The following is a 13,506-nucleotide window of genomic DNA, read 5'->3' on the forward strand; positions in this document are numbered from 1 at the left end:
ATTGCTATCAAAAAACATGGTCGTCGAGCCAAGAGTCTTTTTCGCTTAGGATTCGATTATCTTCGACAGCTCTTGCTCAATCCCTCTCCACTCTTTGAAGATGACTTTCGCCACACGTTGAAACTTTTGTCCTGTACTTAGATCCAGAAGATATTAAGGAAACAGAATTCTAGGTCTACGTACTTATACGTAGTAGCCTCTGCTTAAGTCAGTCCGGAAAATACTGTATTCAGACAACAAGAAATACACTGATTCGTGAGTACTGAGGCAACCTCTACGACGAAAACTTCATTGAGAAAATCTCAGCCGACTATTGTCGAAGAGAATACCCGAAGAACCAGTCTTCATTGGGCCTGATAGACCTCTCAACTTTAAACCACGGTGACGCCGACAGTCTTGCCGTTGGGCCACGTAGGCTATTGCCCGGAGAAATTATTTGAGGGCTATTAAAAAAATATACAAGTAGAGCTTGTATATTTTTATCGTAAAGTCAAGCTTATCAAAGAAGTCAAAAGTCCTGTAGATCTACTAATTTGTTGTTAAAGCATCTTATTTCTAGCATCTACCTTTTTACTTGTACTGTCAGTAAGACGCGAAGCTTTCAAGCTTTTCGATAATAGCTGCACAAATTCTTGAATTTTTTCTGAACATATATTATCTCTTCTCTTCTAATGATGAAGTGCATGTTCAGCTGCTGTGGTTCCTCAGAATCTTAGTCGGAAGGTTGCTCGATCAATGGCATTTCCAGAGTACAAAGAATTTCGAAAGGCAGTGCTAACATCTCAAGCACGCCAAATTTCCAATTCCTTTTCTAAAAGTAGTGTTATTGAATTTTTGCAGTTGCCCTTACAGAAAATGACCCAGGCAGAGGCAATAAGGCTATTGCTGGATCGCTGTCTTAAAAGACAGTCTGGTCGCATTTATTTTGTCAACGCCCATACTGTTGTCACTAGTCAACGTCAACCTGAATTTAAGAGAGCATTAACCTGCGCAGATCTACTCTTGCCAGACGGTAGCGGAGTCCTTTGGGGAAGTCGCCTTTTGGGTAGACCCATCAGATTTAACTTGAACGGAACTGATTTAATTCCTGCTTTATTTGGCATGGAAGAAGCTAAAGAGCTTTCCGTATATCTATTGGGCGCTAAGCCAGGTGTTGCAGGGGAAGTCGCGCGAAATCTTAAACAGGCGTATCCCAACTTACGGATTGTCGGTCTGCAACACGGATATTACGAACCCAACGAAAAAGAAGCTGTTTTGGAAAAAATTAGGAATGCTAAACCGCACATACTTTTAGTTGCTATGGGCGTTCCCATGCAAGAGCTTTGGATTGATGAAAACGCTAAGGACTTGCCAGGCATTACCTGTGTTGGTGTTGGTGGATTATTCGATTTTCTAGCAAAGCGGGTTCCCAGAGCACCTTACGCTATACGCTATGTAGGGTTAGAGTGGTTGTGGAGATTGCTGGTTGAACCCAGACGACTTTGGTATCGGTATACCGTTGGCAACTTCATTTTCATGGGTTTGATTGCACGCCGCTTTTGGTCGATGATTCGGAAAGAACCCTTTGCTCGGCAAAGCTAAAATCAAGCGGCTGCCAGGTATATGGCTATACTGGTGTGCTGATCGCTTTAATGTTCTTCGAAGAGTATGGCTACTTCTTCCCCTGCTTCTGATTCACTCTGGCAACTGGTGCTTCAAACAACTCAACAGGCATTAGAGAGTGGAGCACTTGAGCCGATCTCAACTCACAACTGCGAGCTTACCGAAAATTTTCTGATCTTTTTAGTCAGGATAGTGGACAGTATTGCCCGAAAAGAGAAGGCGAAGCAGGCCCAAGAACCAAAATCTTCTTCGAAACCGTTCAATCCTTTCTTGCCGTACGACCCCAATCTGTTCGTGGCAGATTTGTCAGCGTCCCATGTTTGCTTACTTAACAAATTTAATGTCGTTGATCACCATCTGTTAATGGTGACTCGCGAATATGTCTCTCAGCAGGCCTGGTTAACCGGAGAAGACTTTGAGGCTCTCGCCTATTGTCTAACTGAGATTGAAGGATTAGGGTTTTACAACGGCGGTACGGACGCTGGAGCTAGTCAGCACCATAAACACCTGCAATTGGTTCCTTTCAGCACCAACAGTCAGACTTTGCCAATCGCCACTGCCATTGAACAACATCACGACACGGTGAAAGCAACCAATACTTTACCCGTGCTTCCCTTTTGGCACAGCGTACGATTGCTGTCAGTGCCTTGGCATCCTGACAACTTAAGCACAATTGCTGCGTCACTGTTGGAGACTTACCGCCAGATCATGGCCGACTTGACCATCGATTTAGAAGCAGCCCAACCGGACGCCCCTTACAACCTGCTGGTGACTCGTGAATGGATGATGGGAGTTCGGCGATCGCGGGCCAGTTACGAAGGTATCGGTGTCAACAGCCTAGGTTACGGTGGGTGGCTATTAGTCAAAGATGAAGATGATTTGAGACGGCTACAGCAGATAGGACCAATGATGCTTCTGCAAGAAGTAGGACAGTCAGCACCCACTATGCCATTCAAAGAGAACGCCAAAGCTAATTGATTCTTATGGATCTTTGGCCAAATTTAGTAACGTCAATTCGAGTACAAAAATCCGTGCCTTCTCCTCTAGGAAAGGACTAATAGGGCGGGTCCAAGCTCTTGGAAAGACCGATCTCGCCCTATAAATAACCCTTCCTACGGAAATGCCATACGGTCTAAGCCTCTTGCCAAAGAGCCTTGACCTTACCTTCCGGTAACCAATTGGCAATTTCCTCGATGCGCTCCTTCGACAATTCATCTTTAGTCGCAGAGAAAACAGCGCGTGTAACGATTGCGCTATTAGTCGTCGGTGGCACAGCGCCCTCGTTATCCACTCGTGACAAAAACAAGTCTGAGTCAATACCGAAGGGAGCTTGGCCTTTGAGAGGAGGTCTTAGGCGGCTCAAAAAGCCAACGATTGGGTTCGTGTCGTGCCAAAGATCAGCGACCTCAACGTGTAAAGACTTGTCCTTTGCGTCGTCAACAACATCTTCTTTGCCCAGTTCCGCTTCGATCCGATCAGCCTCTGCCGTAGTCATAACGTCGCGCATGACGCGAAAGACAACCTCAATAATGTCTCGGGCATCGTAAGGATCTGTCAAAGCCCCCTTAGTCATAACCTTCTCAATGAAAGACATATGCTGATTGGGAAGCGGTACCTTCGGCCCACTGTCCATATTTTTGGGCGGATTGGCATTCATATCCGCCAGCATTTCACGCCCTTTCTCAGTCAACTCTGCTCGTTCAAAGGCTACTAAATGAGGTAGGGGACCGTCCTCAGCACCATAAGTATTAGCAACTCGGAGGTTCACCTCATCAGGATTGACAACACTCGGAACATCCTCCTGATTGCCATAAGCGTTGCCGCTGAATTCAGCTTCGATGTATTGCTTTTGATTCAGATAGTCCAAATGACCCAACAGGTCCGACTTATCCATATCCATGCCAACGAAATCAGTCTTTGAAAAACTAATATCTTCCGCTGGTTGACCCTGGTTCGCGTCGTTAATCTTCTTCAAAATGACGTAAACTGCATCGTCTCGAATCGCAATTGGCATAATACCTCTCTAGTTTCTACGTTTGACTTAGGTGAATGGAAGCGATCGCCTAGTCTTCAACTACTTGCATTGGCGGCTCAACTGCAAAGTTGTCGAGGTTGCCGGACTCATCAATTACATAGCCATGAGTAGTGGGCAGCTTTCCTTCTTCCTGCTCAGCTACCGCCTCAATCTGAGCTTTGTTTTGCTCCACATCAACGTTGGAAGGAATTTCCGCTTCAGGGTCATTCACATCAGTTCTCTGAGCGGTCTGAACAGCCCACTGCTGCCCACTAGCGCCCTTGCCAGGTTCAGCTTCTTGAGGATTCCCAGCGTTGAAATTCTGGTCAGTGCCTTTGTTCGCCATAAATTTCTCTGTAACATTTATCAAAATCATTTACACATTACAGAGTGACGCTTGATGCTTCTAACCCTCTCAGGAAGTAGACATCCAGTAGCTATCTCGACCGAAAGAAGCATTTTCTAGACGTTTAAATCTCGATCCTGCTGTAGAAAGGTGGTGAGATCTGAAGCAATGTTAAATTCCTGGTTGAAGTTAGGGCTTCCGTTGAAAGCTGATAGGTACAGGCAATAGTCCTGTTATGAAGATTACTAGTGAAAAGTCATGACAGCCTCTTATATCATGGCCCTCGACTTGGGCACTACGGGTAACCGTGCGATTATTTTTGATAAGGACGGGCAGGTTGTTGCCCAATCCTATAAAGAACTGACTCAGTATTATCCTGAACCCGGCTGGTTAGAACATGATGCTAGGGAAATCTGGGATGACATTCGATGGGCTGCCAAGGGCGTTCTGGAGAAGAGCAAAATTCAGGCTAAAGATCTGGCCGCAATTGGTCTCACGGTGCAGCGAGAGACTTGTCTGCTTTGGGACAAGGAAACCGGACGACCGCACCATAATGCAATTGTTTGGCAGGATCGACGTACAGCGCCTATGTGTAACCGCTTGAGGGCACAGGGAAAAGCTGATGAAATTTACGATCGCACAGGTCTTGTACTGGATGCCTACTTTTCCGCCACGAAGCTGGCATGGCTACTAGACCACGTTAAAGGCTATTCTGATCCCCCCATTTACTTAGAAAAAACCCTAGCCGGCACCGTGGATAGTTGGGTGCTATGGAATATAACCGGAGGTAAGGTTCATGCCACTGACCATAGCAACGCGAGTCGAACCATGTTGCTTAATCTGGCAGAGCATGACTGGGATCCGGTGCTATTGGATATGTTTGGCATTCCCGCCCAAATTATGCCTGAAGTCAAGCCTAGCCTAGGTTTGTTCGGCTATACCGATCCTGAATTCTTAGGGGTCGAAGTCCCTATCATGTCTGTGTTGGGAGACCAGCAAGCAGCGCTTTTTGGCCACGGATGCGATCGCCCAGGCGCACTCAAATGTACCTATGGCACAGGTGCCTTCCTTGTCGCTCATACGGGCAACGAGATTGCTCGGACCAACCATGAGCTACTGTCAACCATTGCTTGGTCGGAGGCCAATGGCAATCAGTCTAAATTTGGCTATGCGATCGAAGGTGCGATGTTTACGGCAGGAGCTTGTATCCAGTGGTTGCGGGACGGCATTCGGGTCATCAACCATGCTGCCGATACCGAGCCGTTGGCAAAAAGAATTGGGACCAATGGCGGTGTCTATTTTGTTCCAGCGCTGAGTGGTTTGGGAGCACCTCATTGGGACATGAACGCTCGCGGTTCGTTTATGGGCATCACGGGCGGCGTCAAGCGGGAACACATGGTGCGGGCCGTGCTGGAGGCGATCGCCTATGAGGTCAAAGAAGTTGTAGACGTCATCAATTCCAGCAGCGAAACGGCTATCAAACAGCTCAAGGTCGATGGTGGAGCTTGTCAAAACGACTTCCTGATGCAGTTTCAGGCAGACGTATTAGGTATTCCCATTGAGCGTCCCGCTGTGCAAGATACAACGGCTCAGGGAGCCGCTTTTGCAGCTGGACTAGCGGCTGGCATTTGGAAAGACTATCGGTCGCTGGTTGATAGTCGAGGTATCGATCAGGTGTTTGAACCGGGAGCCGCCGCCACTCACGCGCAAGATAACTATGTTATGTGGAAAAAGGCAGTTGATCGAGCTAAAAATTGGGTCGAGTCGTAGTCCCAGTTGCTCTAAAAATTAGCGCTCAGATCCCCAAAAAAACGGGGATCTGACAATCCTATTGTTCTTGTTGAGAGTGTTGCGCAGCACCATGAATAATTGATGCTAGTCACAGCGAATTTTCAGAATCGACTTGCTGATTGCGTACCCACTGACGAAATTCCACCTCAGCGGCAACTTCATCGCTTAAAGCTATCTCCAAGAAGCGATAGAAGTCTGTTTTTGTCACAACCGGGAAGGTCGGGGAGCGATCGCGCTCAAAATATTGATTATCTGATAAACACAAAATCGTCCACTCGCGGCCATCAAAACGCCAGAACTCAGGGACTCCCATACTGGCGTAAAGACTGTTTTTGTTGATATCTGTGTGAGTGCTATCGACCTCAACCACGAGATCTGGAGGCGGATCAAGCGCTAGATTGACCTCATGGTCAGCAACTAAAGGATAGTTTTGAATGTAGTAACCATTGTCAGGTTCAGCACTTTTGAAAAGATCCTGCCGTTCAAGCGTTGTAGACCCCATGGATTTCATCTTTAGACCCATTTCGACAACCAAGATGCGGATGAAGAGTTCAATCAATCGAGCAAATCGCTCATGGCCTTCTAACGGCGTGGTGATTTCCAAAATTCCGTCATCGTAGGTAAACCGAGCGTGGGACCGCTCGGTCAACAATGTTCGAATTTGTTGAAATGCCTGCCAGTCGAGAGCACGAAAAGTCATACGTTTCTCGCCAACAGGCGCAGTTGTTTGGGCATCAGATACATAGCGAGCCTTGCCTCAATACATGGCAACGAGAATCTAACGGCGACTTGTATCATCTGCTTCTAGCCTCCTACTTCCCTTTCGCCTCTAACTCTTCTAAGCGGCTTTTCAGCTCTCGGTTCGACTTTTTGACTTCCTCTAAATCTTGCTGAAGTTTTTCGATCGCAGCATCCTTCTCAAGTTTCTTTTGCACGCGCTGTACGGCTTCTTCAGCCCGCCGCCGTACCCGACCATCGTCAATATGATCAGCAATGCCCTGTAAAACACCCACAGCACCAGCGGTTTCCATCATGCCGAGGGCGGAGATAACAGTCATTTGCGTAGTGAACTGAGGTTCCCGTGAGATAGCTTCTAGCTGTTCCAGAATGCGCTCGACGTTGGCTTTAGTTTGTCCGGTAGAAATCTTGCCCAAAGCCCGAACAGCCCCTAAACGCAGCATGGATGGAACCGTTGGCTCAGTGTATTGGACAATTATTTCCAAAGCTGCTTCAGAGGTTTTGAACCGGCTGACACCGCTGAGTGCTCCGGAGCGAACGACCTCGTTCCAGCCTGCCCGCTCTTTAAGCAGCGTCTGGAGAAGTACCAAAGTTTCAGACGTATCGGGAATACCAGGAAGTTTTGTCGCACCGACATCGCCTAATGATTGAGCCGCTGTAGACTCGACATAGTAGCTGGCATCTCCCGCTTGAACGAGTTCTGATAATGCTTGATAGCTTTCTGGGGTCTTGATCGTGCCGAGTGCAGTGACAACCGCCCGACGAACTTTAGGATGGGTGTCTTGTAAACCTTGTAAGAGGGCTGCCGTTGCCTGGTCAAGCTTGAGTTCAGCTAGGCGCTGGGCGGCTTCGGCTCGAATTCCCCAAAAAGAATCCTGAGTTAGGGCCTCGGCCAGTGCTTGAACAGCCTCAAGACCCCCTTTTTGAGCGATCGCCTCAGCCGCAAACACCCGTGATATCGGGTCAGGGTCATGCTTGAGCTGAGCCTTGAGTTCCGGTAAGGGATACTCAAGTTTCACAGTTTTAGTGTAGTGATTGCCAACGTCAAAACTAATGAAGTCAGGTTTTTGCGGCAGTGAGAAATAGAGAGCTTGTTCCTGCTCGTGAATACGGATCGTGGTGGGTTGCACCGTGACGTGATCGCCCTCCACATAGCCAAACCCGATGGGAATTCGCAAATCAAACAAACCGCTCTGGCTGCTTTTGTCGCCTGCTTTGGCTTGAGTCTGCGTCACCGTCACCTTTGCCAAATGGCTTTCAGCGTCCCATCGGTAGGCCACCGTGAAGTCCGGATGACCACCCCGATACACATACTGATCGAATAGGAAGCGTAGATTGCGCCCAGTTGTTTCTTCGATGGTGCGAATCAGGTCAAGAGTTTCGACAGTCTTGTGCGCGAACCTGTTAACGAAGCCGTGAATTGCCTGCCAGAACAGCTCATCGCCTAGTTCAGTGCGAATCATGTGATAGACACAAGCACCCTTTTCATAGATGTGGCGATCGTAGAGTTCAATCGGTTCCCGATAGATGTTGGTCACCATGGGACGGCGATAGCGGCTCTTGTCTTCGGACAAATAGCTCTGCATTTCACCTAGTCGATAGTAAGCGGCTTCGTCTGCACCATACTGGTCGTGGGTCCACAGCACTTCTGAGTAAGTTGCCATGCCTTCTTTGACCCAGGCATGAGACCAGTGGTTAATGACCAGCAAGTCTCCAAACCATTGGTGAGCCAGCTCGTGGGCTACCAACATTTCAGAGTTTATGTTGTCTAAAGCGGCTCGTTCGTCCAATAGGCAGCGATCCGTGAGCAGCGTGCAGGACGTGTTTTCCATGCCGCCAAAGGTGAAGTCTTTGATGCAGACCTGGGCGTATTTTGGGAAGGCATAGCGATAGCCAAAGCGATCGCTGAAAAACTGCAACATTTCAGGAGTCTTACCCATCGTTCGCTGAGCATCCTCTCCACGCCCCTTTTGCGCGTAGTAGGTGACGGGAATTCCGTCCCACTCATCGCGAATTTCATCAAAGTCACCCACGGCTAGGGTCATTAAATAAGAGGGGTGCACTTGCTTTTGCACCCAGTGGAAAATTTTGGAGTCACCTTCTTCTGATGTTTCAACCAGTTCTCCATTGGAAATAGCCTGATAGGGCTTAGGTACCCGAACCCGAATTTCACTTGTGGCCAGCTGACCAGGATAATCGAAGCAGGGAAACCAATACCGAGAATCTTCGTCTTCTCCTTGTGTCCATACTTGGATAGGCTTGCCTGGTTGCGCCTCAGTCGGTGCTACAAAATAAAGTCCTCGTTGGGGATTATCACTGTGGTAAGCGATCGCCAATTCAATCGTTTTGCCCGCAGTTGTGGGATTGCTGAGGGCGACATGAAGTTGCTCACCATCATGATCGAATGACTGAGACAAGTTGCCGACCATCACAGAATCAATGCGCAGGTTAACAGCATCTAGCACCAAATGCTCAATGCCACTGCGGACAGGCGTTAGGTTAATTCTACAAGTCCCTTTGTAGCGCTTCTGAGGGATATCCAGCATCAAGTCGAGAGCAATATGGTCAACTTGACCGGGGCGATCGGGCGTGTAGTGAGGACGTGCCCCTGGCAACTCAAAGGATTTGTGCTTAGGTGTTTCGGTATCAAAGCGATAGATGTTCGACATAACAAGATTCCTTGGAGGACTTTGAGTGCGGGCAATAGATGAACTGAAAGGACTGAAATTGAGTCTGTTTACCAGGGTAGCGCTTGCGTTTTACACGGTAAGCGCAGAATCAGCATAGAGCGGATGTATTGTTCGTTAGTAATCGCTTCTGTAGCTTTACTGAGGCAATAGCTTTCAAAAAGATACCGAAGGTTAGCTAAACCAGTCTGCGATCGCTCCAATTCCTGTAATTTCTTCATCAGGGCTAGCTTCAGCCTTGACGATTAACTCAGGTCGGTATTTCCCCGTTTTTGCCAAAACACCTTTGAGACCAATGTTTTGAGCACCCTTGACATCCGCTTCAATATCGTCCCCAATCATGGCTACGTCTGCCGCCGCCAAGCCCAGATCCCCTAGCGCCATTTTGTAAAAGAAAGGGTTGGGCTTTCCCGCAATGATCGCAGTTTGGTCGGTAGCGTATTCCAAACCAGTGACAAATGCCCCAATGTCAAGCTGAATACCGGCCTCCCACTGCCAATATTTACCTCGATGCAGCGCAATCATCTGTGCACCTTTCATGACGAGTCGGAAAGCCCGATTCATCAGGCGATAGTTCCAGTCGTCACCAATATCGCCAATAACAATCACGTCAGCATCGGTATCAGACCATGTGAATTCGGCAAAGTCTTGTTTGGCATCGTCTGTAATGAGCGGATAGATCTTAGGATTGTCCATTTGACGCAGATGCAGCACTGCTGCATAAGCCGCTGTCATAATTTGAGACGGCTCTACCGATAGCCCCATTTCCTGGAGGCTCAAACTCATGGAGTCAGTGGACTGAGTGGTGTTGTTAGTCACGTAGCGATAGGGAAATCCGCTGCGCTGAAGTGCGGCGATCGCCTCCTGTGCTCCTGGTAGCGTCCGATTTGCAACGTAGAAGACGCCATTGAGGTCCAGCAAGAGTCCCTTCACGTTCTTAAGGCCGTCCGGTAGCATGAAATCCCCTTTGCTAATGTGCCGCCACTACTTCCTTGCAGCGTAGCGAGATAGCCCGTAATAAAGTGGCGCACGGTTTACTGTTTGCTATCTTAACGACGATATTTTGGAGAATTCGAGGTTTGAAATAGCCAGGGGATCAATAAAAGACCCATAAAGCTGGACATAAACCCTCAAAGGTAGAGGAGCATAGGAAGACATTTGAGGAACAGGATATGGAGGCTTTGGCAAAGACGGACATGCCCTATTGGTATAACGGGCAATTACACACAGGGTCCACGATCAATTTGCCCCTTCACGATCCGGGACTGCTCTATGGGGCAACAATTTTCACGACTTTGCGCGTGTATAACAAGGCGCTCGACCATCCTTGGACAGCATGGCAGCAGCATATCGATAGAACAGCGCGATCGCTAGCGGCTTTTCAGTGGCGTCTTCCTGATTGGGGACGCATACGCCAAGGCGCAGAGATTTTGGCTGAGACTTACCCTGTGCTGCGAGTGACGATATTTCCCGATGGACGAGAGTGGATTATGGGGCGATCGCTGCCTACCCATTTGGCCGTCTTACAACAGGACGGCATCACGGCTTGGGTGGCCGATGCCAGCTATAGCCGTGTGTTGCCAGGGCACAAAACGGGCAACTATTTGGGCTGTTGGCTAGCATTGCAGGCGGCCAAAGGTGTAAGTGCCCAAGAAGCCATCCTGATCGACGCGGAAGGCCATTGGTTAGAATCAAGCACAGGCAATTTATGGGGTTGGTCTGAGGGGCAATGGTGGACGCCGCCGTTAGCGATTGGAATTCTGCCCGGAGTAATGCGATCGCGCATTCTGCAAGGGTTACAAGCTCAGCATCAGCCTGTCTGTATCCAGCCGTGGACAGCTGCGATCGTTCGACGCTTCACGTTCTTGGCGTATACCAATAGCGTTGTAGAAGTCGCGCCAATCCACACCGTCCTGCAAGGAGCTTCATCTGTGAACTACAATCCAGATCATAGAAAATCCGCTCAATTGATTCAGGCCTGGCAGTCTATCACTGACTGATATTCTGAAAATCGGTTAACATTATTTAATACTTGTTCTTTCCGTAAACTTTGCTGTTTTATAGCGAACCCAAAATTCAAGACTTTGGCTTCAAAAAGTCGCAAGATAGAAGAAGCAACCCCTTTACTGATGTGTTTGGAGGCATGACTCCGTGAATAAGCGGTGGAGAAATGCGGGGCTTTACGCACTACTTGTCGTAGTCGTCATCGCCTTAGCAACGGCAATTTTCGATAATTCAGGTCAAGAAACTCAGTCTTGGCGCTACAGTCGCTTCCTCGATGCTGTTGAAAACAATCGCATCGAACGAGTAAGCATCAGCGCTGACCGCACCCGTGCCCGCTTTACTGATCCCAGCGGCAGCAGTCAAGTCACTGTGAATCTCCCCAGCGACCCTGATTTATTCAAGACCCTGGAAGACAACAACGTTGACATTGTTGTTTTCCCTCAAAACGATGACAGCGTTGTTGTCAGACTGTTTAGCACTTTACTCATTCCAGTACTGCTGCTAGTTGTTTTGTTCTTTGTCCTTCGCAGAGCGCAAAGTGGCCCTGGCAACCAGGCCATGAACTTTGGGAAGTCTAAGGCCCGTGTCCAAATGGAGCCTCAGACTCAGGTTACCTTTGGCGATGTTGCGGGTATTGAGCAGGCCAAGCTAGAGCTGACTGAAGTTGTTGACTTCTTGAAGAATGCTGACCGCTTTACTGCCGTTGGAGCCAAGATCCCTAAAGGTGTATTGCTAGTGGGTCCTCCTGGAACGGGTAAAACCTTGCTAGCACGAGCTGTTGCTGGAGAAGCAGGTGTTCCTTTCTTCTCGATTTCGGGTTCTGAATTTGTTGAGATGTTTGTCGGTGTCGGCGCGTCTCGTGTTCGCGACTTGTTCGAGCAAGCGAAAAACAACGCTCCTTGTATTGTCTTTATTGACGAGATCGACGCAGTTGGTCGTCAACGGGGTGCCGGTCTAGGCGGCGGCAATGATGAGCGTGAGCAAACCCTGAACCAGTTGCTGACTGAGATGGATGGTTTCGAGGGCAACACTGGAATCATCATCATTGCTGCAACTAACCGCCCTGACGTGCTCGATTCTGCACTACTGCGTCCAGGTCGTTTTGATCGTCAAGTTGTGGTTGACCGACCTGATTTTGCTGGTCGTTCCGAGATTCTCCAGGTACACGCCCGTGGCAAGACATTTGCGAAGGACGTTGACTTAGATAAGATTGCTCGTCGCACGCCTGGGTTCACGGGCGCCGATCTATCGAACTTGCTGAACGAAGCAGCCATTTTAGCGGCTCGTCGCAACTTGACTGAAATCTCAATGGACGAAGTCAACGACGCCATTGATCGCGTCCTGGCGGGTCCTGAGAAGAAAGATCGCGTGATGAGTGAAAAGCGGAAAGAGCTTGTTGCTTACCACGAAGCAGGTCATGCTTTGGTCGGCGCACTCATGCCGGACTATGATCCCGTTCAAAAGATCAGCATCATTCCTCGCGGTCGAGCTGGTGGCTTGACTTGGTTCACACCCAGCGAAGAGCGCTTAGAGTCTGGTTTGTATTCTCGCGCTTACTTGCAGAACCAGATGGCCGTTGCTCTAGGTGGCCGTATTGCTGAAGAAATCGTCTATGGCAACGAAGAGGTGACCACAGGCGCATCCAATGACCTTCAGCAGGTTGCTCGTGTTGCCCGCCAGATGATCACTCGCTTTGGGATGAGCGGTAAATTAGGTCCTGTTGCCCTGGGTCGTCAACAAGGGAATATGTTCTTGGGTCGCGACATCACCGCAGAGCGTGACTTCTCTGAGGAGACTGCATCCATCATCGACTCCGAAGTTCGTCAACTGGTTGATCAGGCTTATGCCCGCGCCAAGCAGGTTCTAGTTGAGAACCGTGCAGTGCTAGATCGCTTAGCAGGCATGCTGGTTGAGAAGGAAACAGTGGATGCTGAAGAGCTTCAAGATCTGCTGACAACCAGTGCCGTGAAGATGGCTCCTTTGGCATAGATGCCATAGCTAGCATTCACGCCTGATTATTAGCCGGATTGAATGGCATTGTTTGAGAGGTTCCTTCGGGGACCTCCTTTTTGCTGACGTCCACTTGAGAAGACTTCTGACCTACATATTGAGGCTTTCATAGCGTTAGCCAGGTAGGTTTAGCACCCAACAGCATTTGGGTGCTAAACGTGTTATCAGATGGTTCGCCGTCTTGACGAGCGGAACTTGCAACGGCTCTATCAGTCTGGCGATCGCTCTCAAGAGAGAGGTCATTCCCTTCAGAATGTGTATTGATAGAAGTGTTGTTCACACTTCGTAAATTTCTGTCCAACCAACCTTGAAAG

General features: G+C 48.8%; 11 protein-coding genes and 1 pseudogene. 6 read left to right on the top strand and 6 right to left on the bottom strand.

Going from position 1 to position 13,506, the window contains the following annotated elements:
• The 3 genes and pseudogenes from PN498_RS08500 to PN498_RS08510 all read left to right on the top strand — a co-directional run.
• Nucleotides 1-141: pseudogene (locus tag PN498_RS08500) on the top strand (IS4 family transposase); the annotation flags it as partial.
• 594 nt (nucleotides 142-735) lie between these two features.
• Entirely contained in the window at nucleotides 736-1,581 is an 846-nt protein-coding gene (locus tag PN498_RS08505) for a WecB/TagA/CpsF family glycosyltransferase (protein ID WP_272062299.1), read from the top strand.
• Nucleotides 1,582-1,647: 66 nt separating this feature from the next.
• On the top strand, nucleotides 1,648-2,580 hold the full coding sequence (locus PN498_RS08510; protein WP_272062300.1) for an ATP adenylyltransferase family protein: 933 nt from the start codon (nucleotides 1,648-1,650) through the stop codon (nucleotides 2,578-2,580).
• 154 nt (nucleotides 2,581-2,734) lie between these two features.
• On the opposite strand, the gene PN498_RS08515 is transcribed toward PN498_RS08510, so the two are convergent.
• Both PN498_RS08515 and PN498_RS08520 read right to left on the bottom strand, forming a co-directional pair.
• Nucleotides 2,735-3,616 (bottom strand): DUF2267 domain-containing protein, encoded by an 882-nt coding sequence (locus PN498_RS08515; protein WP_272062301.1) that lies wholly within the window; start codon nucleotides 3,614-3,616, stop codon nucleotides 2,735-2,737.
• 49 nt (nucleotides 3,617-3,665) lie between these two features.
• Nucleotides 3,666-3,962 carry a hypothetical protein gene (locus PN498_RS08520; protein WP_272062302.1) on the bottom strand — a complete coding sequence of 99 codons (297 nt, stop codon included), beginning with the start codon at nucleotides 3,960-3,962 and terminating at the stop codon, nucleotides 3,666-3,668.
• 258 nt (nucleotides 3,963-4,220) lie between these two features.
• Between PN498_RS08520 and glpK the strand changes: the two genes are divergently transcribed.
• Nucleotides 4,221-5,732 (top strand): glycerol kinase GlpK, encoded by a 1,512-nt coding sequence (gene glpK / locus PN498_RS08525; RefSeq protein ID WP_272062303.1) that lies wholly within the window; start codon nucleotides 4,221-4,223, stop codon nucleotides 5,730-5,732.
• A 109-nt stretch (nucleotides 5,733-5,841) separates the two neighbouring features.
• Here the strand turns inward: glpK and PN498_RS08530 are convergent, their stop codons facing one another.
• The 3 genes from PN498_RS08530 to PN498_RS08540 form a co-directional block, all read right to left on the bottom strand.
• Complete coding sequence (locus PN498_RS08530) at nucleotides 5,842-6,453, bottom strand: Uma2 family endonuclease (protein WP_272062304.1); 612 nt, start codon at nucleotides 6,451-6,453, stop codon at nucleotides 5,842-5,844.
• Between the two features lie 112 nt (nucleotides 6,454-6,565).
• Nucleotides 6,566-9,160 (bottom strand): M1 family metallopeptidase, encoded by a 2,595-nt coding sequence (locus PN498_RS08535; RefSeq protein WP_272062305.1) that lies wholly within the window; start codon nucleotides 9,158-9,160, stop codon nucleotides 6,566-6,568.
• 192 nt (nucleotides 9,161-9,352) lie between these two features.
• A complete protein-coding gene (locus PN498_RS08540; RefSeq protein WP_272062306.1) occupies nucleotides 9,353-10,135 on the bottom strand; it encodes a TIGR01458 family HAD-type hydrolase in 783 nt (260 codons plus the stop codon).
• A gap of 215 nt (nucleotides 10,136-10,350) precedes the next feature.
• Between PN498_RS08540 and PN498_RS08545 the strand changes: the two genes are divergently transcribed.
• Both PN498_RS08545 and ftsH3 read left to right on the top strand, forming a co-directional pair.
• A complete protein-coding gene (locus tag PN498_RS08545) occupies nucleotides 10,351-11,178 on the top strand; it encodes an aminotransferase class IV (protein ID WP_272062307.1) in 828 nt (275 codons plus the stop codon).
• A 151-nt stretch (nucleotides 11,179-11,329) separates the two neighbouring features.
• On the top strand, nucleotides 11,330-13,171 hold the full coding sequence (ftsH3, locus tag PN498_RS08550) for an ATP-dependent zinc metalloprotease FtsH3 (protein ID WP_272062308.1): 1,842 nt from the start codon (nucleotides 11,330-11,332) through the stop codon (nucleotides 13,169-13,171).
• Between the two features lie 127 nt (nucleotides 13,172-13,298).
• Here the strand turns inward: ftsH3 and PN498_RS08555 are convergent, their stop codons facing one another.
• On the bottom strand, nucleotides 13,299-13,472 hold the full coding sequence (locus PN498_RS08555; RefSeq protein ID WP_272062309.1) for a hypothetical protein: 174 nt from the start codon (nucleotides 13,470-13,472) through the stop codon (nucleotides 13,299-13,301).
• Between the last annotated feature and the right edge of the window lie 34 nt (nucleotides 13,473-13,506).

It is taken from the genome of Oscillatoria sp. CS-180, assembly GCF_028330965.1.
GTDB lineage: Bacteria > Cyanobacteriota > Cyanobacteriia > Phormidesmidales > Phormidesmidaceae > Halomicronema.